This window comes from Geodermatophilus sp. TF02-6 (genome assembly GCF_003319115.1).
In the GTDB taxonomy this organism is placed as follows: Bacteria; Actinomycetota; Actinomycetes; order Mycobacteriales; family Geodermatophilaceae; genus Geodermatophilus.
In genome coordinates, this window is record NZ_QOHF01000016.1 from 25,423 (window position 1) to 50,692 (window position 25,270).

23 protein-coding genes are annotated in these 25,270 nt (G+C 76.9%); 14 read left to right on the top strand and 9 right to left on the bottom strand.

What is annotated here, in order from left to right:
- Positions 1 to 70: 70 nt before the first annotated feature.
- Together DQ238_RS15100 and DQ238_RS15105 are read left to right on the top strand one after the other, a co-directional pair.
- Positions 71 to 4,723: a cation-translocating P-type ATPase gene (locus tag DQ238_RS15100; protein WP_113782101.1), complete on the top strand. Its 4,653-nt coding sequence runs from the start codon at positions 71 to 73 to the stop codon at positions 4,721 to 4,723.
- Positions 4,724 to 4,855: 132 nt separating this feature from the next.
- Positions 4,856 to 5,863 carry a YihY/virulence factor BrkB family protein gene (locus DQ238_RS15105; RefSeq protein ID WP_113782102.1) on the top strand — a complete coding sequence of 336 codons (1,008 nt, stop codon included), beginning with the start codon at positions 4,856 to 4,858 and terminating at the stop codon, positions 5,861 to 5,863.
- Positions 5,864 to 5,926: 63 nt separating this feature from the next.
- Here the strand turns inward: DQ238_RS15105 and DQ238_RS15110 are convergent, their stop codons facing one another.
- The gene (locus tag DQ238_RS15110; RefSeq protein ID WP_370447520.1) at positions 5,927 to 6,331 is read right to left on the bottom strand and encodes a GNAT family N-acetyltransferase; all 405 of its coding nucleotides are present in this window, start codon (positions 6,329 to 6,331) and stop codon (positions 5,927 to 5,929) included.
- Positions 6,332 to 6,348: 17 nt separating this feature from the next.
- Here DQ238_RS15110 and DQ238_RS15115 point away from each other — a divergent pair, with 17 nt between their 5' ends.
- From DQ238_RS15115 to DQ238_RS15135, 5 genes are all read left to right on the top strand, one after another.
- Complete coding sequence (locus DQ238_RS15115; protein ID WP_113782104.1) at positions 6,349 to 7,350, top strand: ATP-binding cassette domain-containing protein; 1,002 nt, start codon at positions 6,349 to 6,351, stop codon at positions 7,348 to 7,350.
- The gene (locus DQ238_RS15120) at positions 7,347 to 8,180 is read left to right on the top strand and encodes an ABC transporter permease (protein ID WP_113782105.1); all 834 of its coding nucleotides are present in this window, start codon (positions 7,347 to 7,349) and stop codon (positions 8,178 to 8,180) included. Before DQ238_RS15115 ends, DQ238_RS15120 begins: the two co-directional genes overlap by 4 nt.
- Before the next feature lie 29 nt (positions 8,181 to 8,209).
- Positions 8,210 to 9,079, top strand: a complete 870-nt coding sequence (locus DQ238_RS15125; protein WP_113782106.1) for a tryptophan 2,3-dioxygenase — start codon at positions 8,210 to 8,212, stop codon at positions 9,077 to 9,079.
- 142 nt (positions 9,080 to 9,221) lie between these two features.
- On the top strand, positions 9,222 to 9,410 hold the full coding sequence (locus DQ238_RS15130) for a hypothetical protein (protein WP_147263089.1): 189 nt from the start codon (positions 9,222 to 9,224) through the stop codon (positions 9,408 to 9,410).
- Between the two features lie 129 nt (positions 9,411 to 9,539).
- A complete protein-coding gene (locus tag DQ238_RS15135; protein WP_113782108.1) occupies positions 9,540 to 10,748 on the top strand; it encodes a low temperature requirement protein A in 1,209 nt (402 codons plus the stop codon).
- 21 nt (positions 10,749 to 10,769) lie between these two features.
- Here DQ238_RS15135 and DQ238_RS15140 read toward each other — a convergent pair whose 3' ends face one another.
- On the bottom strand, positions 10,770 to 11,381 hold the full coding sequence (locus DQ238_RS15140) for a TMEM175 family protein (protein ID WP_113782165.1): 612 nt from the start codon (positions 11,379 to 11,381) through the stop codon (positions 10,770 to 10,772).
- Between the two features lie 143 nt (positions 11,382 to 11,524).
- Here DQ238_RS15140 and DQ238_RS15145 point away from each other — a divergent pair, with 143 nt between their 5' ends.
- Positions 11,525 to 12,343: an alpha/beta fold hydrolase gene (locus DQ238_RS15145; protein WP_233495992.1), complete on the top strand. Its 819-nt coding sequence runs from the start codon at positions 11,525 to 11,527 to the stop codon at positions 12,341 to 12,343.
- A gap of 21 nt (positions 12,344 to 12,364) precedes the next feature.
- Complete coding sequence (locus DQ238_RS15150; RefSeq protein WP_113782110.1) at positions 12,365 to 12,805, top strand: flavodoxin family protein; 441 nt, start codon at positions 12,365 to 12,367, stop codon at positions 12,803 to 12,805.
- Here the strand turns inward: DQ238_RS15150 and DQ238_RS15155 are convergent.
- The gene (locus DQ238_RS15155; protein ID WP_113782111.1) at positions 12,732 to 13,532 is read right to left on the bottom strand and encodes a hypothetical protein; all 801 of its coding nucleotides are present in this window, start codon (positions 13,530 to 13,532) and stop codon (positions 12,732 to 12,734) included. The two genes, DQ238_RS15150 and DQ238_RS15155, sit on opposite strands and share 74 nt — an antisense overlap.
- On the bottom strand, positions 13,451 to 13,996 hold the full coding sequence (locus DQ238_RS24440) for an alpha/beta-hydrolase family protein (protein ID WP_113782112.1): 546 nt from the start codon (positions 13,994 to 13,996) through the stop codon (positions 13,451 to 13,453). The genes DQ238_RS15155 and DQ238_RS24440 overlap by 82 nt, the downstream gene beginning before the upstream one ends.
- On the opposite strand from DQ238_RS24440, the gene DQ238_RS15165 reads away from it, so the two are divergent.
- Both DQ238_RS15165 and DQ238_RS15170 read left to right on the top strand, forming a co-directional pair.
- Positions 13,924 to 14,241: a sensor histidine kinase gene (locus DQ238_RS15165; RefSeq protein WP_199506365.1), complete on the top strand. Its 318-nt coding sequence runs from the start codon at positions 13,924 to 13,926 to the stop codon at positions 14,239 to 14,241. The genes DQ238_RS24440 and DQ238_RS15165 overlap by 73 nt on opposite strands.
- 82 nt (positions 14,242 to 14,323) lie before the next feature.
- Entirely contained in the window at positions 14,324 to 14,923 is a 600-nt protein-coding gene (locus DQ238_RS15170) for a LuxR C-terminal-related transcriptional regulator (protein ID WP_370447521.1), read from the top strand.
- Between the two features lie 25 nt (positions 14,924 to 14,948).
- On the opposite strand, the gene DQ238_RS15175 is transcribed toward DQ238_RS15170, so the two are convergent.
- From DQ238_RS15175 to DQ238_RS15185, 3 genes are all read right to left on the bottom strand, one after another.
- A complete protein-coding gene (locus DQ238_RS15175; protein WP_113782114.1) occupies positions 14,949 to 16,685 on the bottom strand; it encodes a pyruvate dehydrogenase in 1,737 nt (578 codons plus the stop codon).
- A gap of 200 nt (positions 16,686 to 16,885) precedes the next feature.
- Positions 16,886 to 17,071: a DUF6186 family protein gene (locus DQ238_RS15180; RefSeq protein ID WP_113782115.1), complete on the bottom strand. Its 186-nt coding sequence runs from the start codon at positions 17,069 to 17,071 to the stop codon at positions 16,886 to 16,888.
- Positions 17,068 to 17,433, bottom strand: a complete 366-nt coding sequence (locus tag DQ238_RS15185) for a hypothetical protein (protein ID WP_233495993.1) — start codon at positions 17,431 to 17,433, stop codon at positions 17,068 to 17,070. Before DQ238_RS15185 ends, DQ238_RS15180 begins: the two co-directional genes overlap by 4 nt.
- A gap of 435 nt (positions 17,434 to 17,868) precedes the next feature.
- Here DQ238_RS15185 and DQ238_RS15190 point away from each other — a divergent pair, with 435 nt between their 5' ends.
- Together DQ238_RS15190 and DQ238_RS22575 are read left to right on the top strand one after the other, a co-directional pair.
- A complete protein-coding gene (locus DQ238_RS15190) occupies positions 17,869 to 19,818 on the top strand; it encodes a glycosyltransferase family 39 protein (protein WP_158550799.1) in 1,950 nt (649 codons plus the stop codon).
- Between the two features lie 392 nt (positions 19,819 to 20,210).
- Positions 20,211 to 20,708 (top strand): copper chaperone PCu(A)C, encoded by a 498-nt coding sequence (locus DQ238_RS22575; protein ID WP_147263091.1) that lies wholly within the window; start codon positions 20,211 to 20,213, stop codon positions 20,706 to 20,708.
- A gap of 50 nt (positions 20,709 to 20,758) precedes the next feature.
- Here the strand turns inward: DQ238_RS22575 and DQ238_RS15200 are convergent, their stop codons facing one another.
- Positions 20,759 to 21,664: a polysaccharide deacetylase gene (locus DQ238_RS15200; RefSeq protein ID WP_113782119.1), complete on the bottom strand. Its 906-nt coding sequence runs from the start codon at positions 21,662 to 21,664 to the stop codon at positions 20,759 to 20,761.
- Positions 21,665 to 21,893: 229 nt separating this feature from the next.
- Between DQ238_RS15200 and ggt the strand changes: the two genes are divergently transcribed.
- Positions 21,894 to 23,702: a gamma-glutamyltransferase gene (gene ggt / locus DQ238_RS15205; protein WP_113782120.1), complete on the top strand. Its 1,809-nt coding sequence runs from the start codon at positions 21,894 to 21,896 to the stop codon at positions 23,700 to 23,702.
- Here the strand turns inward: ggt and DQ238_RS15210 are convergent.
- On the bottom strand, positions 23,699 to 25,267 hold the full coding sequence (locus DQ238_RS15210) for a DUF6297 family protein (RefSeq protein WP_113782121.1): 1,569 nt from the start codon (positions 25,265 to 25,267) through the stop codon (positions 23,699 to 23,701). The two genes, ggt and DQ238_RS15210, sit on opposite strands and share 4 nt — an antisense overlap.
- Between the last annotated feature and the right edge of the window lie 3 nt (positions 25,268 to 25,270).

The window sequence follows — 25,270 nt, forward strand, 5'->3', positions numbered from 1 at the left end:
GTGGTAGGGCCCCGGCGGGCGTACCGTCCGCAGGGTCTCCCCTCCCGGGAGTGAGGTCCGAGGAGGCCGAATGTCCCTGACCCGCCGCATCCGGTCGGCCCGCACCGCGCTCGGTGCGGCCGCGGGGCTGGCCGGTGCCGGTGCCGGGCTGGCCGCGGGGGTGGTGGGGGGGACGGTCCCCGTGGCCGCCGGGCTCGTGGGGGACACCGCGCGCCGCGGCGCCCGTGCGGCCGTCGACGTCACCGCAGCGGTGGCCGGCGGCTCGCTCTCCCTGGCCCGCACCGCCGCGGTCACCGGCACCCGCGCCGTCGGCACGCTCGTCACCGGCGCCGACCCGCTGCCCGGCGGGCAGCTGCGCGGCATCGTGCAGACCGCGCGCGGGATGGTGGAGCCGCCGCTGGCCCGGCGCACCCGCCGGGTGTGGACCGACCGCGGCCGGGTCCAGGTCGAGCTGGAGGCGCCGGCCGCGGAGGACGCCCCGGAGGTCCGCTCCGCCCTGCGCCGCCAGCTCGAGCGGCTCGAGGGCGTGGAGTGGGCGACGGTGAACGACGTCGTCGGGCGCGTCCTCGTCGCCTTCGACGACCGCCAGGTCACCGTCGAGGACGTCGTCGGCACGGTCACCGCGATCGAGCAGGCCCGCGGCGGCACGGGGGTGTTCCCCCAGCGCGAGGACCACCCCGCCGACCTCGAGCCGCTGCTGGCGGCGCTGATCACCGCCGGGGTCGACCTCGCCGCGGTCGGCGTGGCCTACGCGGCGCGGCTGCTGCCGATCCCGGCGCTCACCCGCCACGCCACCCTCGCCGTCGCCCTGCTGGACTCCCAGCAGTGGGTCAAGCGGGCACTGGCCCGGCGGATCGGTCCGGTCGGCACCGACCTGCTCCTCACCGGCACCAGCGCGCTGCTGCACGCGCTGACCCAGAGCCCCACGGTGCCCGCCCTCAACGCCGCCGCCGCGCTCCAGGAGGTCGCGGAGGTGCGGGGCCGCCGGCAGGTGTGGCGGCGCCGCGAGTGGGAGCTGTGCCGCCCGGAGCCGGACGGCGGCTCGACCGATCCGCTCCCGCCGCCCGGGCCGCGGCCGTGCCCGCTGCCGCCTGGCCCGATCGAGACCTACCGCGACCGGCTGGGCCCCACCGACCTGGCCGCCGCCCTCGGCCTGCTGGGGTTGACCCGCCGGCCCGGCCGCTCGGCCGACCTGCTCAAGGCGCTCACCCCGAAGGTCGCCGTCCAGGGGCGGGAGGCGTTCGCCACCACCCTGGACCTGCTCATGTGCCGCCGCGACGTGCTGCCGATGGACGGCTCGGCCTACCGGCGACTGGACCGCGTCGACGCGGTCGTCGTGGACGGCGCCGCGCTGTGCACCGGCCCGCCGGTGGTCCTCGAGGCCAGCGCCCGGGCCGCGGGGTGGGACGACGCCACCGTCTGGTCGGCCGCGGCGCGCCTGGTCCGCGCCGACGACGGCTCCGCCGGCGGGGAGGACGGCGACGGGGACGGCGCGGGGCGGTTGCGGCTCGGCCCGCCGCGGGAGGCGCCGGACGCACCCGGGGCCGCCGTCCACGCCGTGTTCCAGGGGCGCCGCCGGGTGGGCACGGTCACCGTCGCGGCCGAGCTGGACCCGCACGCCGAGGCGCTGCTCACCGCGGTCGGCGCGGCCGGCCACCGGCTCGTGCTCACCGCGCACGCCGGCACGCGGGAGGTCGCCGCGGCCGCCGACGAGGTGGCACCGGCGGAGGAGGCGCTGGTCGAGACCGTCCGCCGGCTGCAGGACGACGGGCGCGGCGTGCTCCTGGTGACGGCGGTGGACGGGCCCGCGCTGCTGGCCGCCGACGTCGGCGTCGCACCCGTCCGGGCCGGGTCCGCGCCGGCCTGGGGAGCCGACCTGGTCACCCCCCCGGGGCTGGTCGAGGCCTGCCGGCTGGTCGCCGCCACGACCGCGGCGCGCGCGGTGAGCCGGCGGTCGGTGCAGACCGCGCTGACCGGCAACGTCCTCGGCGGGCTGCTGGCCGCGGTCGGCAGCGCCCGCTACGGCCAGCAGCGGGCCACCACACCCGGCAAGACCGCGACCCTGTTCGCGATGCTGGCCGGCACCTGGAGCGCCGTCCGGGTCGACGTCCGCCCGGTCCCGCCGGCGGCGGTGCACACGCCCTGGCACGCGCTGGACCCCGACGAGGTGTTCCGCCGCCTGGCCGACGTCCCGACCCCCGACGAGCGGCGGCCCGGCCGGCTGCTCGGACCGGTGCGGTGGGTGCGCGAGCAGCCCGGGGTGCGGGTGCCGGCCCGGCTGGTGCGCACGGTCGCCGCCGAGCTGGCCGACCCGCTCACCCCCGTCCTCGGCACGGGGGCGGCGGCCACCGCGATGCTCGGCGAGGCCACCGACGCCGTCCTGGTCGGCAGCGTGACCCTCGGCAACGCGCTGGTCAGCGGCCTGCAGCGGCTGCGCGCGGAGACCGTGCTCGAGTCGCTGCTGCTCGAGCAGGACGTGGTGGTGCACCGGGAGGGCGACGGCGGCCGCGAGGACGTCCCGGGCAGCGCGCTGCGGGTCGGCGACGTGGTGCAGGTCGAGGCCGGGGACGTGCTGGCCTGCGACGCCCGCCTGCTGGAGGCGGTCGACCTGGAGGTCGACGAGTCCAACCTGACCGGCGAGTCGCTGTCGGTGGCCAAGTCCGTGCCGGCCACGCCGGGCGCGGAGGTCGCCGACCGCACCTGCATGCTCTTCGACGGCACCACCGTGGTCGCCGGCCGGGGCCGGGCCGTCGTCGTCGCCGTGGGCGCGGCGACGCAGGCCGGGCGGGCGGCCCGGGCGGCCGGCGGCGCGGCTCCTCCCGCCGGCGTCCAGGCCCGGCTCGGCGAACTGACCCGCGCCGTGCTGCCGCTCACCCTCGCCGGCGGCGCCGCGGTCACCGCCCTCGGCGTGCTCTGGCGCCACCCGCTGCGGGCCGCCGTCCGGGACGGCGTGGCGGTGGCCGTGGCCGCGGTGCCCGAGGGCCTGCCGCTGGTGGCGACCGTGGCGCAGCAGGCCGCGGCCCGGCGGCTGTCCGGGCGGGGGGCGGTCGTCCGCAGCGCCCGGGTGCTCGAGGCGCTCGGCCGGGTGGACACCGTCTGCTTCGACAAGACCGGGACGCTGACGGAGAACCGGCTGCGGCTGGCCCGGCTGGTCCCGCTGGACGGCGACCTCGACGAGGACGGGCTGCTGCGGCTGACCGCGGCCGGCGTCGGCGACGGCGACGAGCACGCCCACGAGACCGACCGGGCGGTGGTCGAGGCGGCCGAGGAGCGCGGGGTGGGCGCCGACGGCGAGCCCGGCGAGAGCCTGCCGTTCGCCGCCGGGCGTGGGTTCTCCGCGGCGGTGCGCGACGGCCGGCTGGTGGTCAAGGGCGCCCCCGAGGTGGTCGCCGGCCGCTGCCGGGACGCCGGGGACCTGACGCAGCGGGTGCAGCAGCTCGCCGCCGAGGGGCTGCGGGTGCTCGCCGTCGCCGACCGGGACGCCGACGGTGCCCCCGGCGACCTCGAGGAGGCCGCCCGCGACCTCACCCTGCGCGGCCTGGTCGGGCTGGCCGACACCGTGCGGGAGTCGTCGGCGAGGGCGGTCGAGCAGCTGCGGGCCGCCGGCGTCCGGGTCGTGGTGGCGACCGGTGACCACCCGGAGACCGCCAGCGCGATCGCGCGCGAGGCCGGCGTCCCGGACGCCGAGGAGGTGGTCACCGGCAGCCGGTTCGCCCGGGCCTCGGAGGCCGAGCGGACGCGGATGGTGCGCGACACGGCGGTCTTCGCCCGGCTCTCCCCCGAGCAGAAGGTGTCGCTGGTCGCCGCGCTGCGCCGGGCCGGGGCCACCCTGGCGATGACCGGCGACGGGGTGAACGACGCCGCGGCGATCCGGCTGGCCGACGTCGGGGTCGGCGTCTCCGGCGCCGAGTCGCCCGCTGCGCGGGCGTCGGCCGACCTGGTGCTCACCGACCTGGACCTGACCCGGCTGGTCGACGCCATCGGCGAGGGCCGGGCGATGTGGGCCCGGGTGCAGGACGCGGTCTCCGTCCTGGTCGGCGGCAACGCCGGCGAGGTGGCGTTCACCGTGCTCGGGGCCGCGTTCGGCGGCCGGGCGCCGCTGGGCACCCGGCAGCTGCTGCTGGTCAACCTGCTCACCGACATGTTCCCGGCGCTGGCCGTCGCCGTGGCCGCGCCCGGTCCCTCGCCCGCCCGCCCCGCCGACGACGAGGACGACGGCCCGCTGGCCGGCCACCCGCTCGCCGCGGTGCTGCGGGCCGGGCCCCGACGCGGGTTCGCCCGCGAGGTCCGGCGGATGGTGCTGGTCCGCGGCGCGGCGACGACCGCCGGGGCGACGGCCGCCTGGACCGTCGGCCGGCTCACCGGTCCCGGCGGGCGCGCCGGCACCATGGGCCTGGCCGCGCTGATCACCACCCAGCTGGGGCAGACCGCGTGGGCCGGCCGGCGCAGCCCGCTGGTGCTGGCCACCGCGGCGGGGTCGCTCGCCGTCCTCGCCGCCGTCGTGCAGACCCCGGGGGTGAGCCGGTTCTTCGGCTGCACGCCGCTGGACCCGCTGTCCTGGCTGGTGGTGCTCGGCTGCGCGGCCGGGGCCACCGCCGGCGCCGAGGTGGTTCCGGGGCTGGTGGCGCGCCGCGGAGGAGCGGCGCCGGAGCCAGCGCCGGAGTCGCAGCCGGAGTCGCAGCCGGAGTCGCAGCCCTCGCCGGAGCCGACGACGGCGTCCTGACCGGCGGGCGCTCAGCCGCCGCAGCGCGCCTCCCGGGTGCTCGCCCGGACCGGCCGGGGCCGGCCCCGACTGCCTCCGGCCGGGTACCCGCCGTGGTAGGAGTGCGGGCAGCCGAGCCGACAGGGGTGGGCCATGAGGTGGGCCGAGCGGGTGGACCGGTTCCAGCGACGGCACCCGGCAGCGGGGTTCCCGATCGCGGTGCTCTACAAGTTCCTCGACGACGACGGTCACTTCCTCGCCGCGCTGATCACCTACTACGGCTTCCTGGCGCTGTTCCCGGTGCTGCTCCTGCTGGCCACCGTCCTGGGCCTGGTGCTGAAGGGCAACCCGGAGCTGCAGCAGCAGCTGATCGACTCGGCGCTGGCGGAGTTCCCCGTGATCGGGCCGCAGCTGGCCCGGCCGGAGGGCCTCGGCGGCGGGGCCACCGGGATCGTCGTCGGCGGGCTGGTCGCCCTCTACGGGGCCACGGGGCTGGGCCAGGCGCTCCAGCACGCGATGAACAGCATGTGGGCGGTGCCGCGGCACAGCCGGCCCGATCCGATCACGGCCCGCGGGCGCAGTCTGCTGCTGCTGTGCACCCTCGGCCTGCTGCTGCTGGCCAGCACGGTGATCTCCGCGCTGGGCACCGGCACCGCGGCCTACGGGGGTTGGGTGCACGTGCCGGTCACCGTCGTCACGGTGCTGGCCAACGCGGCGGTGTTCGTCCTGGGCTTCCGCATCACCACCGCCCGCCGGCTCACCACCCGGCAGGTGCTGCCCGGCGCGCTGGCCGCCGCGGTGCTCTGGCAGCTGCTGCAGTCCTTCGGCGGGGTCTACGTCGCCCGGGTCGTCGCCAACGCCAGCGCCGTCGACGCGGTCTTCGCCCTCGTGCTCGGCCTGCTCGCCTTCGTCTACATCGCGGCGATCGCGCTCGTGGTGTGCGTGCAGATCGACGTCGTCCGGGTGGACCACCTCTACCCGCGCGCGCTGCTCACCCCGTTCGTCGAGCACACCGACCTGACCGAGGGCGACGAGCGGGTGTACGCCGAGGCGGCGCGCGCCCAGCAGGCGGTCAAGCACGAGGAGGTCGAGGTGCGCTTCGACGCCGGCGACACCGGGACCGGTGGGGCCTCGGACGGACGTCCCGAGGAGCGGTCGTAGCCGCTGCCGTGCCCGGGGTCCCGATCGGCTCGTCCCGACGGTCGTGGTCGGTCGCGCCGCTGGTCAGGGAGCCGGGTCCGTGACGTCCTCCGTCGACGACGGGTCCACGGCCGTCCGGGCGAACACGACGACGTCGGTCCGGCGTGCCCCGACCTCCAGTCCGGAGCGCAGCACGCCCTCGCGGACGAACCCGCACCTGGCGAGCACTCTCTGCGAGGGGACGTCGTCCGGCTCGACCCACGCCTCCACCCGGGTCGTCCCGCCGCGTCCCAGGGCCCAGTCCGTCGCCAGGCACACCGAGCGCGTCGCCCACCCGCACCGGCGCGCACCGGGGACGACCCAGTAGCCCAGGCCGGCCACCGCGAGCGCCGGCCGGCGGGGACACGACGGCCGCGCAAACCGGTGGCGTCCGCCGGTCCGACCGCGCACAGTCGCGTCGGTGGGTCGGAGGACGCCGCGACGCACCACCCGCGACAGGAGCCGTCATGACAGGGCAGCCCGCACTCGCCGTCGAGGCCACCGGCCTGCAGAAGTCCTTCGGGGACACCCGGGCCGTGGCGGGCATCGACCTCGCCGTCCCGGCCGGCGCCATCTACGGCGTCCTGGGGCCCAACGGCGCCGGGAAGACCACCACGATCCGCATGCTGGCCACGCTCGTCCGACCCGACGCCGGCCGGGCGCGGGTCCTCGGCCACGACGTGGTCACCGAGGGCGACGCGGTGCGCGGCCTGGTCAGCCTCACCGGCCAGCTGGCGTCGGTCGACGAGGAGCTCACCGGCCGGGAGAACCTGGTGCTCATCGGACGCCTGCTCGGCCACCGCCGGCCCGCGGCGCGGGCCCGGGCCGACGAGCTGCTCGAGGCGTTCGGCGTCGCCGCGGCCGCCGGGAAGCTGGTCAAGCACTGGTCAGGGGGCATGCGCCGGCGGCTGGACATCGCGGCGAGCCTCGTCGTCACCCCGCAGCTGGTGTTCCTCGACGAGCCCACGACGGGGCTGGACCCGCGTTCGCGCAACCAGGTCTGGGAGATCGCCCGGGCCCTCGTCGCCGAGGGGACGACGATCCTGCTCTGCACCCAGTACCTGGAGGAGGCCGACCAGCTGGCCGACGGCATCGTGGTCATCGACCACGGCCGGGTGATCGCCGAGGGCACCCCCGGCCAGCTCAAGGCCTCGGTCGGCACCGGCGCCCTGCACGTGCGGCTGGTCGACCCGGCCCGCCGCGCCGAGGCCGCCCGCGTCCTCGAGTCGCTCGTCGGCCCGGTGGCCCTGGAACCGGACCCTGCGGCGCTCTCGGCGACCTGTGCCGACGCCCGGCGCGCCGCGATCGGCATGGGCGAGCTGGGCCGCGCCGGCGTCGGCATCGCCGACTTCTCCCTCGGCCGGCCCAGCCTGGACGAGGTGTTCCTCGCGCTCACCGGTCACCCGGCCCGGACCGGGCCCGCCGCCGGGGAGGAGCCCGCCGCGACCCTGGAGGAGCAGGCGTCATGAGCACGACCACGACACCGGGGGCGGCCGACGCCGCCGCCGTCCGCCGCGCCATCGCCTCCGCCGCCCGGCCGCCGCGGCCCGGTGCGCTGTCCACCGCGCTGGCCTTCGGCTGGCGGGGCGTGCTGAAGATCAAGCACGTGCCGGAACAGCTCATCGACGTCACCGCCACGCCGGTGCTGTTCCTGCTGATGTTCACGTACCTGTTCGGCGGCGCGCTGGCCGGCTCGACGGCCGCGTACCTGGACTACGTCCTGCCCGGGGTGCTGGTCATGTCGGTCGTGTTCACGACCGTCTACTCCGGCGTCGCGCTGAACACCGACCTGACCAAGGGCGTCGTCGACCGGTTCCGGTCACTGCCGATCCGGCGCTCCGCGCCGCTGCTCGGGGCGCTGCTGGGCGACAGCGTCCGCTACGTGCTGGCCGGCACGGTGGTCCTGGGGTTCGGGCTCGTCCTCGGGTACCGCCCGGACGGCGGGGTCCTCGGCGCGGTCTGCGCCCTGGCCCTGGTCGTGGTGTTCTCGTTCGGGCTGTCGTGGGTCTTCACGGTGGTGGGGCTGGTGCTGCGCTCGCCGACCGCGGTCCTCAACGGCGGGTTCCTGGTCCTGTTCCCGGTGACGTTCCTGTCCAACGTCTTCGTCGACCCGGCCACGCTGCCCGGGCCCCTGCGTGCGTTCGTCGCGGTCAACCCGATCTCGGTGCTGGCGACAGCGGCGCGCTCGCTCGTGGACGGCCGCCCGGACGGCACCGCGATCGTCGTCTCGCTCGCCGTCGCCGCCGCCCTCGCCGCGGTCTTCCTGCCGGTCACGACCCGGCTCTACCGCAGCCGCTGAGGGCGGTGACCCGGGGCTAGGGTCGCGGCGTGGCGTCGTCGGAGCAGGACCCGTCGCGATCGGTGCGGCCGCTGGAGAGCTCGATCCGCACCGACCTCGGCACGGCCGCGACCTACGCCGGCTACCTCGACCTCGACCACCTGCTGGCCGCGCAGCACCCGCGGAGCACGCCCGAGCACCACGACGAGCTGCTGTTCATCGTCCAGCACCAGACCAGCGAGCTGTGGCTCAAGCTCGTGCTGCACGAGCTGCGGGCCGCCTGCCGGTACCTGGCCGACGACGAGCTGGCGCCGGCCCTCAAGTGCCTGGCCCGGGTCAAGAACGTCCAGCGCACGCTGGTCGAGCAGTGGTCGGTCCTGGCCACGCTCACCCCGCGGGAGTACGCGCAGTTCCGCGGGGCGTTGGGCAACGCCTCGGGCTTCCAGTCGCACCAGTACCGGGCGGTCGAGTTCGTCCTGGGCAACAAGAACGCCGGCATGCTGCCCGTGTTCGACCGCGAGCCGGTCGCCCACGCACTGCTCGTCGAGCTGCTCGAGTCGCCGACCCTGTACGACGAGTTCCTCCGCCACCTGGCCCGGCTCGGCCTCGCCGTCCCGGCCGCGGTCCTGGAGCGGGACGTGCGGCAGCCGTGGACCTTCCAGCCCGACCTCGTCCCCGTCTTCCGCCGCGTCTACGAGTCCACCGACACGCCGTGGGGCGTCTACGAGGCCTGCGAGAGCCTGGTCGACCTCGAGGACAACTGGCAGCTGTGGCGGTTCCGCCACCTGCGCACCGTGCAGCGCACCATCGGCGCCAGGACCGGTACCGGCGGGTCCTCCGGCGTGGGGTTCCTGCGGCGGGCCCTCGACCTCACCTTCTTCCCCGAGCTGTACGCCGTCCGGACCGTCGTCGGCACCTGAGCGGCGGCCCGCCGGGCCTCGTGGCCGGCGAGCGTGTGGCCGGCGAGCGTGTGGCCGGTGAGCGTGTGGACGGCGAGCTTGTGGGCGGCGAGCCGCCGGGCGGAGCATGGGTGCTCCGGCGCCACCGCGAGGAGGGCTCGTGATGAAGCAGGACCCGTCCGGCGACTACGGCTACGACATGGCCCACGAGGGCACGGGCCCCGAAGGTACGGGTCCCGGCGGGGCGGGGACGCCGTCCGCCCGGCCCGCCCCGGAGCCGACGGGCACCCCGCCACCGGGCGACCCCACCGACGGCGAGGACCTCGGCTACGACGAGGCGCACGACTTCTGACCCCGCGGCCTCCTGGTGCCGCGGCGCCGTCCCCGGGCGGGGCGCCGGCGGCCGCGTGGCAGCGCGGCGAGCGGGTAGGGAGCCGGGACCGCCAGGCCGGCGGCCCGCCCCGTCGTCCCCGGGAGCACCGTGAGCGACCGCACGTCCCCCCGTTCCGTCCTCGGCGCCCTGACCGGGGGCCTGGTGCGCACCCCCGAGCTGCGCACCGACGACGAGCGCTCCGCCTCGCGGCTGGAGCTCTTCTTCGACCTGGCCTTCGTCCTGGTCGTCGCGGAGCTGGCGATCGCGTTCCGCGACGACGTGACCTGGCACGGGGAGCTGGTGTTCGCCGGGCTGTTCACGATCGTCTGGTGGTCGTGGGTGAGCTCCACCCTCTACGCCAACCGCTTCGACTACGACGACGTCGTCTACCGGCTGTTCAAGCTCGGCGGGATGGCCGCCGTCATCGGGATGGCCGCCTCGGCGACCGAGGCGACGGGGGAGCGGTTCGGCGTCTTCGTCGGCTGCAACCTCCTGCTGCGGGTGCTGCTCCTGCTGCAGTACCACCGGGCGTACCGGCACGTGCCGGCCGCCCGGCCGATCGCCCGGCTGTACACGTCCGGCGCGGCCGCCGGGGCGCTGCTGTGGGCGGTGTCGCTGGCCGTGCCGCGCCCGGTCGGCTTCGTCCTCTGGGCGCTCGCCGTCCTGGTGGAGGCGCTGGTGCCGCTGCTGGCCACCCGCTCCTCGGCCGACGTCCCGCTGCACGTCGAGCACCTGCCGGAGCGGTTCGCGCTGTTCGTGATCCTGGTGCTCGGCGAGTCGGTGTCGGGCATCGCGCACGGGCTGTCCGACGCCGGCTGGTCGGGCTCGGCGCTGCCGGTCGCGGTGCTGTGCTTCGTGCTGGCCGCGGCGCTGTGGTGGAGCTACTTCGACCTGGCCGGCGCCCGCGCCAAGCGGCTGCTCGACGAGGTGGGCGGACGGCGCAGCGAGCGCTCGCACGACGTGTACGTCTTCGCGCAGCTGCCGCTGACCCTGGCGCTGGCCACCATCGGCGCCGGGGTGGAGCTGGCCGTCGTCCAGAGCGGCGCCGGCGAGGTGCCCGCCGGCACCCGGCTGCTGCTGGCCGGTGGGGTCGCCGTCTACCTGCTGTCGGTCGCCGTCACCGACACCGGGATGTCCCGGCGGACGCGGCGCGGCTGGTGGTGGCCGGTCGCCGCGGCCGCGGTCGCCGCCCTCGACGCGGTGCTGCAGCTGCCGGCCGTCGTCGTGGTCGGCGCGCTGGCCGCGGTCGTGGTCGCCGTGGTGGTCGTGGGTCAGGTCGAGCGGGCCACCGGCCGGCTCGCCGTCGCCGAGGTCTGACAGCGGCCCGGCTCGGCCGGTTCAGCCCCCGCTGCCCCGCCGGCGGACGAGCCGCCGGTGCACCGGATCGGACAGGAAGAGCAGGAGCAGCGCGAGGTAGCCGATGCCGGGGAACGCGACGGCGACGAGGAGGGCGAGCACGAGCGTGCCCGTGGTCAGCAACCCGGGAGTCGGGTCGCTCTCGTCGTCCCCCAGGCCCGAGCGGCGCAGGTGCGGCCGGCGCCAGACCAGCAGGCCGAGCACGGTCAGGCAGGCCGAGCTGAGCGTCATCGTGCCGATGTAGATGGCGATGGCCGCGCGCACGTTCCCGTAGACCGCCGTGACCTCGGTGGCGAACGGCAGCAGCACGACGGTGAACGCCCAGACGAGGTTGACCAGCACGAACGGGGCGTCGTACGAGCCGACCCGCTCGACCAGCCGGTGGTGCACCAGCCAGAGCTGCGCGATCACGACGAAGCTGAGCAGGAACGTGCCGAACCGGGGAGCCTCGTCGGCCAGCACCGAGCCGAGGTCGGCGTCCGCGGCCCGGTCGGGCAGGAGGTCGACGAGCGGCAGCACGAGCAGGGTGATGGCGATCGACACCACCGCGTCGAGGAGGGCGATCAGCCGGCTCAGGCCCCGGTCGGTGCGCACCGCCGAGAGGCTAGGGGCGCCCTGCCCGCCGCGGGCGGTCACCGGGCCCCGCACCGGGGTACCGGACCGGCATGCGCGAGGCAGCAGGGCACCGTGAGGCAGCAGGGCACCGTGAGGGGCGGCTCCGGCTCCCGGACGGGCGGGTGCTGGCCTGGGCCGAGCACGGCGACCCCGACGGCCGGCCGGTGCTCGGCTGCCACGGCTCGCCCAGCTCACGGCTGGAACGCCACGTCGAGGACGTCGCCGACTACCGGCGCTGGGGGGTGCGGTTCGTCGTTCCCGACCGGCCCGGCTTCGGCCGCTCCGACCCGCAGCCCGGCCGGCGGGTGACCGACTGGCCCGACGACGTCGCGCGGCTGCTCGACCACCTGGGCATCGGCGAGGTCGCCGTCCTGAGCCTCTCCGGTGGCGCGGCCTACGCGCTGGCCTGCGCCGCAGCACTCGGGCCGCGGGTGCGCGGCGTCGGCGTGCTCGGCGGCGCGCCGCCGCCCGACGTCCCGTGGCCGTGGCCGGGGTGGCTGCCCGCGCGGCTGCGGGCGGCCGCGCACCGACCGTCACCGGCGGCGGCGCTGCTGCGGCCCGTGTTCGCCCCGGCCGCGCTGCGCCCGGCCGCCATCCCGCGCTACCTGCAGGCCCGGCTCAACCCCGCCGACCGTCGGGTGCTCGGGCGGCCCGGCGTCCGACGGGTGCTGGCCGAGACCTTCACCGAGGGGCTGCGGGGCGGCCCCGCACCGCTGGCCGAGGACCGCGCGCTGCTGTTCCGGCCCTGGGGGTTCCCGCTGTCCGCGGTGCGCCAGCGAGTGCACGTGTGGCACGGCACGCAGGACTGGCAGGTGCCGGTGGGGCTCGGGCGGGTGCTGGCCGCGATGCTGCCGGCCTGCACCGCGCACTGGCTGACCGGCGAGGGGCACTTCGCCGTGTTCGACCACGCCGCGGAGGTCTACGCCGCGCTGGCGGCGTGACCGGCAGGGGAGGATGTCCGGGTGCCGCGCCTGCTCGTCGTCCACCACACACCCTCGCCGTCCCTGCAGGCCGTGCTGGAGGCGGTGCGCGAGGGCGCCGCGCTGGTCGAGGAGGTCGAGCTGGCCGTGCGGCCGGCGCTGTCGGCGGGCCCGGCCGACCTGCTGGCCGCCGACGGCGTGCTGCTGGGGACGCCGGCCAACATCGGCTACATGTCCGGCGCGCTCAAGCACTTCTTCGACACCGTCTACTACCCGTGCCTGGACGCCACCGTCGGCCTGCCCTACGGCGTGTACGTGCACGGCAACGACGACACCGCCGGCGCGCTGACCGGCATCCGCACGATCACCGGCGCGCTGCGCTGGAAGCAGGTCGCCACGCCGCTCTCCCTCACCGGGACGCCCGGTCCGGCCGACCTCGAGGCCTGTCGGGAGCTGGCGGCGACGGTGGCGGTGCAGCTGTGACCGGGACCCCGTGGCGCGGCGGCACCACGGTGAACAGGTCGACCAGCGCGTCCCAGCGGGTGCGCCGCCCGGCTGGGTAGCGGGCCTGCGCCCGGGCCAGGCGCCGCGAGCCGGCCCGGTACCACCGGCGGGCCCAGGGGGAGCGGGGCCGGGCCAGCCGCACCGCGCCGACGATGGCGACGACCGGGACGAACACCCCGACGACGCCCAGGACCACCCGGCCCTTGAGGATCGCCACCAGCGCGAACGCCAGGTTCGTCAGCACCGTCAACCACAACTCCAGCTCGCCGTGGGCATCGGCGGCGTCGAACGGGTTGGCGCCGATCAGCAGCAGCCCGCCCACGACCAGCGCGACCAGGACGGCGTCGATGCTGCTGCGGCCCTCGCTGCTCCAGTACACGTCCTCCAGGTGCAGCCACAGGGCGAACTCGTCGAGGGTGAGCGCCGCGCCGACGCCGAAGAGGACCGCCAGCACCTGCAGCACCGGTGGGGCCGGCTGGTAGGTGAACTCCACCGTGCCGGTACCCAGCAGCAGGAAGATGCCGTACACCTCGTGGTGCACGTGCACTCCGCCGACGCTCTCGTCGTGGAAGGGGCCGCGGCCGGTCCGGATCGCCCGGGTGACCAGCCGGGTGACCAGGAAGGTCACCAGGAACGCCAGCACCATCCAGGCGACCAGGGTCCGTCGCGCGGCCAGCACCGGCAGCAGTTCCAGGTCGATCCCCACCCCGTCACCGTGGCGCAGGTGTCAAGGCGTCCAGCCGGTGTCGAGGCAGCGGGGCGCCACCCGCGCCGTCCCCCGGTCGGGGCGCTGCGCCCGCCGGCCCGCAGCAGCGCCGCCCAGGCCGGTGCGAGGGAGGCGCCGTAGCGGTGGCCGTGCCCCGGCGGCTGGTCGAGGGCGGCGACCAGGGCGCCGGTGACCTGCCAGAACGTCCCCACGGGAAACCACGGCAGGCCCGGCGTGGGCACGGCCAGCAGCCCCGGGCGCCACCAGCCCACCGGGTCGTCGTCGTTGCGCACCTCGGTGCACCCGGGCACCGGCGGCCGGTGCGCCGACCCGGGCCGACCGGCGAGCAGGCAGCCGTCGACCGGCCCGCCCTCGCGCAGCGCCCCGGCCGGTGCCGCCGGCGGTCGGCCTGAGCGCCTACCGCATCGTCCAGCAGGGCCTGGCCAACGCCGCCGAGCACGCACCGGGGGCGCCGGTGCGGGTGGCGGTGGACGCCGGGGCCGTGCACGTCGAGGTGGTCAACGGCGCCGGCCGCCCGGCCGTGCCCACCCGGCACGACCGCGGCCGCGGAGCCGGCCTGCCCGGCATGCGGGAGCGGGCCGCGGTGCACGGCGGGTGCGTCGACGCCGGCCCGACGCCCGACGGCGGGTTCGCCGTGCGGGCGGCGCTGCCGCTGGCGCCGGCCGGCCGATCCGGGGTGCCGGTGTGATCGGCGTGCTCGTCGTCGACGACCAGTCGATGGTGCGCGAGGGGTTCGCCGCGCTGCTGGCGCCCAGCCCGACGTCGAGGTGGTGGGGACGGCCGGCGACGGGCGGGAGGCGGTGGAGGCGGTGCGCCGGCTGGCTGCCGGCGGCCGGGTGCCCGACGTCGTGCTGATGGACGTGCGCATGCCCCGGCTGGACGGCATCGAGGCCACCCGTCTCCTGCTGGACGGCGGCGTCGACCCGCCCCCGCGGGTGCTCGTGCTCACCACCTTCGACCTCGACGACCACGTCTACGCCGCGCTGCGGGCCGGGGCCAGCGGCTTCCTGCTCGAGCACGCCCCGGCCGCCGAGCTGCTGCACGCGGTCCGGGTCGTGGCCGCCGGTGAGGCCCTGCTCGCCCCGGAGATCGCCTCCCGGCTGACCAGCCACTACCTCGCCACCGGGCCGGCGCTCGCGCCGGCCGGGGCGCGTCCGGCGCGGCTGGCCGCCCTGACCCCGCGGGAGACCGAGGTCCTCGAGCTGGTCGGGCGGGGGCTGTCGAACGCCGAGATCGCCGACCGGCTGGTCGTCGCGGAGCAGACTGCCAAGACCCACGTCAGCCGGGTGTTCATCAAGCTCGGGCTGCGCGACCGCGCCCAGGCGGTGGTGCTGGCCTACGAGACCGGACTGGTCCGCCCCGGCGGCTGAGCCGACCGCCGGGGCGGACCGGCGGTCACGGCCGCGGGATGTTGCGCAGGTTGGCCCGGGCCAGGTCGACCATCTTGCCCACCCCGCCGCCGAGGATCTGCCTGGTCGCCGACAGCGCGAAGCCGCGGATCTGCTCGCCGGTGATCGCCGGCGGGATGGACAGCGCGTTGGGGTCGGTGACGAACTCCATGAGCACCGGCCCGGGCTCGGCCAGCCCCTTCTCCAGCGTGCTGCGCACGTCGCGCGGGTCCTCCACCCGCATCGCCCGGATGCCCACGCCCTCGGCGATCGCGGCGAAGTCCGTCGGCTCGTGGTCGGTCTCGAAGTCGGGGATGCCGTCGACCATCATCTCCAGCTTGACCATGCCCAGCGAGGCGTTGTTGAACAGCACGACCTTCACCGGCAGCCGGTGCAGCCGCACGGTGATCAGCTCGCCGAGCAGCATCGCCAGGCCGCCGTCCCCGCTCATGGAGACCACCTGCCGGCCGGGCGCGGCCAGCTGCGCGCCGACCGCGTGCGGCAGCGCGTTGGCCATCGAGCCGTGCCGGAAGGAGCCGATCACCCGCCGGCGTCCGTTGGGGCTCAGGTAGCGGGCGGCCCACACGTTGCACATGCCGGTGTCGACGGTGAAGACCGCGTCGTCGTCGGCGAGCTCGTCCAGCTGCGCGGCCACGTACTCGGGGTGGATGGGCCGCATCCGCTCCACCCGGGAGGTGTAGGCGTCGACGACCTTCTCCAGCGCGCCGGCGTGCTCGCGCAGCATCGCGTCGAGGAAGCGGCGGTCGGTCTTCTGCCGCACCAGCGGCAGCAGGGCGCGGATGGTCTCGCCGACGTCGCCGTGGACGGCGACCTCCAGCGGGGTGCGCCGGCCCAGGTGCCCGACGTCGGCGTCGACCTGGGCGGTGCGCCGCTGGGGAAGGAAGTTGGTGTAGGGGAAGTCGGTGCCCAGCAGCAGGAGCAGGTCGCACTCGTGGGTGGCCTTGTGCGCCGCTCCGTAGCCGAGCAGGCCGTTCATGCCGACGTCGTAGGGGTTGTCGTACTGGATCCACTCCTTGCCGCCCAGCGCGTGGCCGACCGGGGCGAGCACCTTCGCCGCCAGCGCCATGACCTCGTCGTGGGCGTCCTTGCAGCCGGCGCCGCAGAACAGGGTGACCGTGTCGGCGGCGTCGATCGCCTCGGCCAGTGCGCGCACCTGCTCGGGTGCCGGTCTGACCGGCGAGGGCTCGGACACCATCGCGGTGGTCACGGTGGGACCACCGGACTCCTCGGCGGCCAGGTCGCCGGGCAGGACGACGACGGACACGCCGCGCTTGCCGACCGCGGTCTGGATCGCCACCCGCAGGTTGTGCGGCATCTGCTTGGGCGTGACCACCTCGCACCAGGAGGAGCAGTCCTGGAAGGTGCGCTCGGGGTGGGTCTCCTGGAAGAAGCCCATCCCGATCTCCTGGGACTGGATGTGCGAGGCGATCGCCAGCACCGGCGCGCCGCTGCGGTGGGCGTCGTAGAGGCCCTGCACCAGATGGGTGTTGCCCGGGCCGCACGAACCGGCGCAGACCGCCAGCCGGCCGGTCACCTGCGCCTCGGCGGCCGCGGCGAAGGCGCCACCCTCCTCGTTGCTGACGTGCACCCACTCGATGCCGTCGGTGCGGCGCACGGCGTCCACGATCGGGTTGAGGCTGTCGCCGACCACGCCGTAGATCCGGTCGACCCCGGCCTGGCGTAGCATCTGCACCAGCTGGACGGCGAGCGTGGGGTTGGCCATGGTGGCTCCCTGGGGACGGAACAGGGCGGCTCGGGCTGACCGCCGCCCCGGACGGTACGGGGACACCGCACCCTGGCGGGAGTACGGCGGCGCCGTCCGCCCCCGCCATCCCGCGACCGAGCTGCGGGCGCCGGTGACTCCTGCCGATCCGCACAGCGTCCCGCACCCACCGGCCAGCTGGCGCACCGATGTCAGCGCACTCAGCGGGCGAGGAAGTGCACGCCGACCCACAGCCAGACCAGCAGCACCCCGATCCGGCCCGGCGTGGTGCGCATGGCGGCGCCGACGGCCTGCGCGGCGGTCGCCGGCCCGGCTCCCCGGCGCGCGGCCAGCTCCAAGCCCAGGCCTGCGAGCAGCAGGACGGCGAACCCGAGGACGCCGGTCACCGGACTGGGCCCCGCGGCCGCGCGATCAGCCAGGCGCCGGCCGCCAGCCAGCCGAGGGTCGCGACGCCCCGCACCGCGGGCGAGGCGAGCAGCGGGTCGGCCAGGTCGCTGAGCGTCGGCCGGCCGACGTCGGCGAGGGTGACCACCTCCCAGGCGGCGGCCGCCGCCAGCCAGCCGAGCCACGGCAGCCCGCTCCGGCCGACCGCGGTGGCCGCCGCGCCCGCCCGCCGGGCCAGCCCCACGGCGAGGACGGTGAGCCCCACGGCGGCCACGGTCAGCAGCGCACCCAAGGAGAGCTCGCCGCAGATCCCCACCGCGAACGTGCACGCGACGGCCGCTGCCCAGGTGAGCCCGCGCCGCATCCAGGAACACCGCATCCGTGCACACTGGCGCAGCCGACCGCAGCAGGGTGCTGGTCCTCGTCGCGGTGCTGGTGCCGGTGCTCGCTGCCCGGCGTCCGCCCGCTGCCCGCCGACGTCCGGCCCACCCTCGACGCGCTCGCGGCCAACGACCGGGTCGACGGCTCCGGGCGCCCGCCGCGGAGGTGGCGCTGGTCCTGCTCGCCGCGGCCGTCGGGCACCGGACGGGCCGAGCCCGAGCGCCCCTCACAGGTGTCGATCACGGGCTTGTTGCCGACGACACGGCCCGACACGCCGTGCGGACCGGTGACGAGCCCATGATCGATCCGAGGGCGGGCGCTTCGAGGGCGGGCGCTTCGACGGTGGGTCGGGATGGGGGTCGGCGCAGTTCTCCTCCGCCGACGGCGCACCGAGCACGGGCTCCTACACTCCCGCGGGATGACCAACGTGCGGTGGCGGACGGCGCTCGCCCTCCTCGCCCTGGTGTCCGGTGCGGCGGCGGTGCTGACCAACCTGGCGCTGTTCCCGCTCTACTCGCTCAACCGCGACGACTCGGTGTACGTGGCCATGGCCCGGCTGATGGAGACCGGCGCGGTCACCCTCCCCGCCGACGCCGACGCCTTCCGGCCGTGGGCCTCGGCCGTGGTCGGCGATCGGATCGTGCTCAAGTACACCCCACCCTGGCCCGCGGTGATCGCCGCTGCCGACGCGGTCACCGGCTCGCCGCGGGCGGCGCTGGCCGTCACCGCCGCCGCGACCGTGGTGCTCGCCGCCCTGCTGACCGCGGAGGTGCTGCGCGACCGGGTCGCCGGCGTCGTCGCCGGGGCGCTGCTGGCGCTCTGCCCGGTGTTCGTCGTGCAGAGCGCCACGTTCCTGCCCTACGTCTTCCAGCTGACCCTCGGCCTCGGGTTCGCCGTCCTGCTGCTGTCGGGCGTGCGGCTGGGCTCGACCGCCCGGTTGGTCGCGGCCGGCGCGGTGTGGGGTGTGGCCGCCTTCGCCCGGCCGTTCGACGCGCTGCTGTTCGCGCTGCCGTTCGTGCTCGTCGTCCTCGTCGGCCGGTGGCGGGCCCGCGCCGACGGCGGACCGACCGTGGTCGGTGTCGTGGTCGGCCTGGCGGGCGGCGCGGTCCCGCTGCTGGCCGGATCGCTGCTCTACAACGCCGTGGTCATGGGCAGCCCGCTGCGGCTGCCGTTCACGGTGACCGGCGCCCAGGACACATTCGGTTTCGGCCGGCGGGGCGTCTTCCCCCGGTACACGATCGACTTCACGCCCGCCGACGGCGTGGCCGGTCTGCTGGCCAACCTGCGCTGGACGCCGAGCTGGGTGTTCGGGGGGATCGTGCTCGTGGCGCTGGCCGTCCTCGGGCTGGCCCGCAGCAGCGGCCCGGCGCAGTGGGCGGTGGCGGCGCTGGCGGTCGTCGTCCCGCTGGGCTACCTGCCGTTCTGGGGGCCGTACGCGATGAGCGCGCAGTGGGAGGGCGTGCAGCTGTTCGGCCCCTTCTACCACCTGCCCGTGGTGGTGCCCCTGGTGGTGTTCGGGGCCGCCGGGCTGGTCGGGCTGGTGCGGCGGACGGCGGCCGGGGCGCGCCCGCTGGCCGCGGTCGTGGTCGTGGTCGCGGCGATGGTCGCGCTCACCGCCGTCTCGGTGCCGGACCCGGTGACCGGCAACCGCGCCGTGACCGACGACTTCCGGGCGGTGCAGCGCTTCGTCGACGACCAGCACCTCGACGACGCGATGCTGCTGCTGCCGCGCCGCGGCGACCTCGGGTTCGAGAGCGACACGCCGTTCCTCGAGAACACCCCGTCGCTGCGCCAGCCGGTGCTCTACGCCGAGCAGCGGGGCGCGGCCGACCTCGCGCTCGCCGCCCGCTTCCCCGACCGCGCGCTGTACCGCCTGTCGGAGGACCTGCCGCCCGGCGAGGACACCGGCGGGCGGCTGACGATGGACCGGCTGCGGGTCGACGCCGGGCCGACGGTGACCCTGCGGCTGCGGCTGACCAACCCCACCGACCGTCCGGTGGCCGTGGCCTACCTCAGCGACGGCCGGCGGGTGTGGTCGCGCACTCTCGACCGGGCCTCGTCGCGCGGCCGGGTCTACGAGGTGACCTGGACCCTCGCCGCGCCCGGCGCCGCGTCCGCCGACCCCGACGCGGTGCGGCTGCCCGACGCCGGCGTGCTGGCGGCGGGCCTGGACGTGCGGGAGGCGGACGACGCCGGGCGTCCGGGCCGGCGGTGGGAGCGGCGGGTGGCGCACCGGCCGGTGGACGGCGGCGCGCGGCTGGAGCTGCTGCGGCCGGGTCAGGGCTGGGCGCGCGACGACGCTCCGGGCAGCGGCTGGGTGCAGGCCGCCGTGGGCAACCCGGTCGAGGACCTCGGTCAGGCCACCTGACGCTCCGGCCAGTCGAACACCCGCTCGCCGCGCAGGCCGACGTCGAGCGGCTCGCAGTGGGCCCCGGCGCCCTCGGCCTCGGTGGACGACACGAGGTCTCCGGCGCCGGGCAGCAGGTCGTAGCGCCGTCGGAACTGGCCGGGCCGGAACCGCTCGTGCTCGGGCCGGTGACCAGGACCGGGCAGGTGATCGGCCGCACCACGTCCTCGGTCAGCGTGTACGCCCGGTCGCCGGCGTCGAGCAGCCGGAGGGGGTGGCGCGGCAGCCGGCCGAGCATCGTGGGCCGCGGCGGCACACCCTCCCGCGCGGCGAGCGGAGCGGGACCCCTGGTGCCGGGGCGGCGGTGGCGGCAGGGTCCGCGGAGCACCGGACACACGGAGGGGGACCCCGAGATGGGACAGCCGCGCCCGCGTCACGCCGTCCGCCGGGTCGTCGCCGGCCTCGCCTGCGCGCTGGTCCTGGGCGCCTGCGACGCGGGCAACGACGCCGAGACCGCCCAGGAGACCCCCGACGTCGCGGGCGTCGACGGCTCGGTGGGCCAGGTCTCGGTGGACGACGTCTTCATCGACACCGACGGCACGGTCCAGGCCGGGGGGTCGGTGCCGCTGCGCGGCGCGCTGACCAACGACGCCGAGCAGGCCGACCGGCTCGTCGAGGTGACCACCGCGGCGGCGCAGTCGGTGCAGCTGCTCGACGAGGACGGCAACCCGAGCGCCGACGGCATCGAGCTGCCGGCAGGGGAGCAGGTGGACGCCACGACCGGCGCCGTCCGGATGCGCCTGGAGGGTCTGACCGGCCCGGTCGACACCACCGACACGGTGCGGGTCACCTTCGCCTTCCAGACCGCCGGCCGCCTGGAGCTGGACGTACCCGTCGGCCCACCCTCCTGACCGCCGGCGCAGCGGACCGCGCCGGCGGCCGCGCGGACCGGAGCCGCCGGTCAGGCGCCGCGCGCCCGGCGCGGGGAGCGGCGCAGGAAGTCCTGGGCGATCTGGTCGAACGTCGCCCAGCGGACGCGCTCGTGGCGGTTGACGTGCTCGATGATCCGCTCCAGCGCCAGCAGCACCTGCGGGCGGCCGGACACGTCGGGGTGGATGGTCATGGTGAACACGGCGGAGTCCAGCTCGCGGTACACCCAGTCGAACTGGTCGAGCCACATCCGCTCGATGTCGCGCGGGTTGACGAAGCCGTGGCTGTTCGGGCTGGCCTTGACGAACATCATCGGCGGCAGGTCGTCGAGGTACCAGTTCGCCGGGATCTCCACCAGGTCGGTCTCCCGGCCGCGGGCCAGCGGCCGCATCCAGGTCTCGGCCGGCCGGGAGTAGTCGATCGTCGTCCAGCTGTCGCCGACGCGGACGTAGTAGCACTCGAAGTCGCGGTGCATGAGCGAGTGGTCGTAGGTGATGCCGCGCTCCAGGAGCAGCTCGTTGGTGACGGGCGAGAACTCCCACCACGGGGCGACGTAGCCGGTAGGCCGCCGTCCGGCCCGCTCCTCGATGAGCGCGATGCAGCGGTCGAGCACCGCCGCCTCCTGCTCGCGGGTCATCGCGATCGGGTTCTCGTGGCTGTAGCCGTGGACGCCGATCTCGTGGCCGGCCGCCACGCAGGCGTCGAACTGCTCGGGGAACGTCTCGATCGAGTGGCCCGGCCAGAAGAACGTCTGCACCAGGCCGTGGCGGCCGAACAGGTCGAGCAGGCGCGGGACCCCGACCTCGCCGGCGAACAGGCCGCGGGAGATGTCGTCCGGCGAGTCCTCCCCGCCGTACGACCCGAGCCAGCCGGCCACCGCGTCGACGTCCACGCCGAAGGCCACGAGGACCTCGCCGCCGTTGTCCGTACTGGTCATCCCTGGGCTCCTCTCCGGGCGGGGCCGCGCACCGCCGGGTCGGTTCTGCAGCGGTCAGGGGACGAGCGGGCGGCCCGGGACCGCCGGGGGCCGCGCGGGCGCGGCGGCGTGCGGTCCCAGGTGACCACGGCGGCCCGCGGCCCGCACGGCGAGCGCGCCGACCGGCTCGGGCGCAGGCTGGTCGGCAGGTGCCCGATCCGCGCCCGCCGGACGACCCCGAGGAGGCTCCGTGCCGCGTCGACGTACCGCCCTCGCCGCCCTCACCGGGCTCACCACCGGCGTCCTGGCCGCCGTCGCCCCCGCCGTCCCCGCGGGGGCCGCCGTCCCGGCCCCGGAGAAGGTGCCGCGCGCGGTCGGGACCGGCGGCGCGGTCGCCACGGTCGACCCCGACGCCACCCGGGTCGGCCTGGAGGTGCTGGCCGCCGGCGGCAACGCCGCCGACGCCGCGGTGGCCGCGGCCGCCGCGCTCGGGGTCAGCGAGCCGTACTCGGCGAGCGTCGGCGGAGGCGGCTTCTTCGTCTACTACGACGCCGCGACCGGAGAGGTGTCCACCGTCGACGGGCGGGAGACCGCGCCGCAGGCGATGGACGCGGACGCCTTCCTCCTCGACGACGCCGGCGCGCCCCTGCCGTTCCAGGAGGCGGTGCAGAGCGGGCTGTCGGTGGGCACGCCCGGCACCCCGCTGACCTGGCAGCGGGTGCTGGACGAGTTCGGCACGCTGTCGCTGGCCGAGGCGCTGCAGGGCGGCACCCGGCTGGCCGACGAGGGCTTCGTCGTCGACGAGACGTTCCGGCAGCAGACCGCCGACAACGAGGCCAAGTTCCGCCGGTTCGCGCCGAGCGCCGAGCTGTTCCTCCCGGGCGGAGCGCTGCCCGAGGTGGGGTCGGTGTTCCGCAACCCGGACCTGGCCGGCACCTACGAGCTGCTGGCCGCCAAGGGCGTGGACGCCTTCTACACCGGCGAGCTGGCCGGCGAGGTGGTGCGCACCGCCCAGGACCCGCCGGTGGCGGCCGGCGCCGCGCCGGTGCGCCCCGGGCTGCTCGAGGAGTCCGACCTGGCCGCCTACGACGCGCCGCTGCGCGAGCCCACCGCCGTGGAGTACCGCGGCCTGGAGGTCTACGGGATGGCCCCGCCGTCCAGCGGCGGCTCCACCGTGGGGGAGGCCGTGGACGTGCTGGAGCGCTCCGACCTGGCCGCGCTGCCCGACGGGGCGTTCCTGCACACCTACCTGGAGGCGAGCGCGCTGGCCTTCGCCGACCGCAACGTCTACGTCGGCGACCCGGCCTACACCCGGGTGCCGCTGGCCGAGCTGCTCTCCGCCGGGTTCGCGGCGGAGCGGGCCTGCGGCATCGACCCGGCCCGGGCGGCGGCCAAGCCGGTGCCGGCCGGCGTCCCGGACGGCGAGTACGGCCCGTGTCCCGCGCCGGGCACGGGGACCGGGGGCGAGGGCACCGAGGGGCCGTCCACCACGCACGTCACGGTCGCCGACGCCCAGGGCGACGTGGCCAGCTACACCCTGACCATCGAGCAGGCCGGCGGCAGCGGGATCACCGTCCCCGGCCGCGGGTTCCTGCTCGACAACGAGCTCACCGACTTCACCTTCGCGCCGGCCGACCCGGCGCGCCCCGAGCCGAACCTGCCCGCTCCCGGCAAGCGGCCGCGCAGCAGCATGGCCCCGACGATCGTCCTGCGCGACGGCGCACCGCTGCTGGCCCTCGGCTCACCCGGCGGGGCCACGATCATCACCACCGTGCTGCAGACGCTGCTCAACCGCGTGGACCGCGGGATGGACCTGGCCGACGCCATCGCCGCGCCCCGGGCCAGCCAGCGCAACAGCGCGACCGCCGACGCCGAACCGGCCTTCCTCGACGCGTACGGCGACCAGCTCACCGCCCTCGGGCACACCTTCGCCCCGGTACCGGAGATCGGGGCGGCCACCGGCGTGGAGTTCCTGCCCGGCGGCCGGCTGCTGGCCGCCGCGGAGCCCCAGCGGCGCGGCGGCGGCAGCGCCGGCGTCGTCGACCCCGAGGACGGCTAGCTCGGCGCCTCGCGCCGGGCGAGGTGGACCAGCGCCCCGACCGCGAGGGCGAACGACCACCCCAGCTGGACGGCGACGAGGACGGCGGCGGGCTCGCCGTGCAGCAGCGCGAGCAGCAGCGGCAGGCTGCCGACGACGCCGAGGTCGACGCCCTGCACCAGCGTGGCCCCGACCCCCGCCGGGAGGATGCCCATGGGCGTGGACACGACCGGGCCCGCCCAGTCCGGGTCGGGGCGGTAGGCGGCCCGCAGCGCTCCCGCGGCCCAGACCGGGGCGGTGGCCAGCCCGAGCGCCGCCCAGTCCACGGCCCGCCCCGTGCCGATCCCCAGCAGCAGGCCGGTGAGCCCGCAGACGGCCGTGGTCAGCAGCAGCGGGACGCAGGCGCGGGCGAGGACCACCCGGGCCGCGGACAGCGGCAGCAGCCGGTCGAGCACCGGCGCCGCCTGCGCCTCCCGCCCGGGGCGGCCGGCGGCGGCCGCCGCCAGCGCCCAGCCCAGCAGGCAGGCGCACCACACCGCCAGGGGGAGGGCCCCGAGCCCGGCCGTCCGGGCGACCACCACCGGCAACGCGACGGCGACGACCAGCTGCCCGGCCGGCCACCGGCCCCGGGCGAGCACGGCCAGGTCGGCGGCGACCACGGCCTGCTCGGGGCGCCGCACCCAGCCGAACCGGCGGCTGCGCCGCGGCGGCCGCGGCCGGCCGGACAGCGCCCGGCCCAGGTCCCGGGTGTCCAGCGAGAGGACCGAGGCGCCGGCGTACTGCACCGTGGCGCCGCCGGCCCGCAGCCGCCCGGCGTCCAGCCGGCCCAGTCCCCGCTCGGCGGTCAGCAGCAGGACGACGGCGGCGGCCGCCGGCAGGGCCACCAGCCAGGCCGGGGGAGCGCCGGGGCGGGGGACGGCGAGCGGGACGTGGCCGACCGCGGCCGCGGTGCCCGCGGCGGCGGCCAGGACGGCGACCGCCACCACGGCCGAACCCGCGACGGGGGCCAGCCGGCCGCCGCGTCCCCGGGTCTGCAGCAGGGCGGTGCCCCCGACCGCGGCGGCAGCGAGCGAGGCCGCCCAGCCCAGACCGGTCAGCACCGACACCGGGGTGGGCTCCGCCGGGAGCCCGAGCGCGACCGGCAGGGTCAGCACGGTGGCGACGGCGGCGACGACGGCCGTGATCCGCACCAGCTCTCCGCGCAGCAGGCCGCGCCGGTCGGCGGGCAGGGGCAGCCACCAGGCGGCCGCCGCGGGGGTGCTGCTCACCGGCCCGAGCCGGTCGAGCAGGACGCCCAGCCCGGCCAGGGCGAGGACCCCGACCACCACCGCCGCGGCGGAGGCCGGGAGCGTGGCCTCGGTGACCGGCGCGCCGGAGACGCTGATCCGCTCGCGCAGCGACGCGAGGCTGCCGCCGAGGACGGCGACCCCGACCCCGACCGAGGCCAGCGTCCCCCAGACCTCCTGCAGACGGGTCCACAGCGTGACCCCGGCGCGGGCGGCGGTCGCGCGCCGGGTCACCCGCCGGACCTCGGGCCCGCCCAGCTCCGCCCGCGGGTCGGCGGTGAGCAGGACGTCGGCGGTCACGGC

Bases quoted from the DNA above. Each gene is read 5' to 3' on its own strand.
- DQ238_RS15100 (WP_113782101.1), top strand. From the start codon at position 71: ATGTCCCTGACCCGCCGCATCCGGTCGGCCCGCACCGCGCTCGGTGCG.
- DQ238_RS15105 (WP_113782102.1), top strand. From the start codon at position 4,856: ATGAGGTGGGCCGAGCGGGTGGACCGGTTCCAGCGACGGCACCCGGCA.
- DQ238_RS15115 (WP_113782104.1), top strand. From the start codon at position 6,349: ATGACAGGGCAGCCCGCACTCGCCGTCGAGGCCACCGGCCTGCAGAAG.
- DQ238_RS15120 (WP_113782105.1), top strand. From the start codon at position 7,347: ATGAGCACGACCACGACACCGGGGGCGGCCGACGCCGCCGCCGTCCGC.
- DQ238_RS15130 (WP_147263089.1), top strand. From the start codon at position 9,222: ATGAAGCAGGACCCGTCCGGCGACTACGGCTACGACATGGCCCACGAG.
- DQ238_RS15175 (WP_113782114.1), bottom strand. From the start codon at position 16,685: ATGGCCAACCCCACGCTCGCCGTCCAGCTGGTGCAGATGCTACGCCAG.
- DQ238_RS15185 (WP_233495993.1), bottom strand. From the start codon at position 17,433: ATGCGGCGCGGGCTCACCTGGGCAGCGGCCGTCGCGTGCACGTTCGCG.
- DQ238_RS15190 (WP_158550799.1), top strand. From the start codon at position 17,869: ATGACCAACGTGCGGTGGCGGACGGCGCTCGCCCTCCTCGCCCTGGTG.
- DQ238_RS22575 (WP_147263091.1), top strand. From the start codon at position 20,211: ATGGGACAGCCGCGCCCGCGTCACGCCGTCCGCCGGGTCGTCGCCGGC.
- DQ238_RS15200 (WP_113782119.1), bottom strand. From the start codon at position 21,664: ATGACCAGTACGGACAACGGCGGCGAGGTCCTCGTGGCCTTCGGCGTG.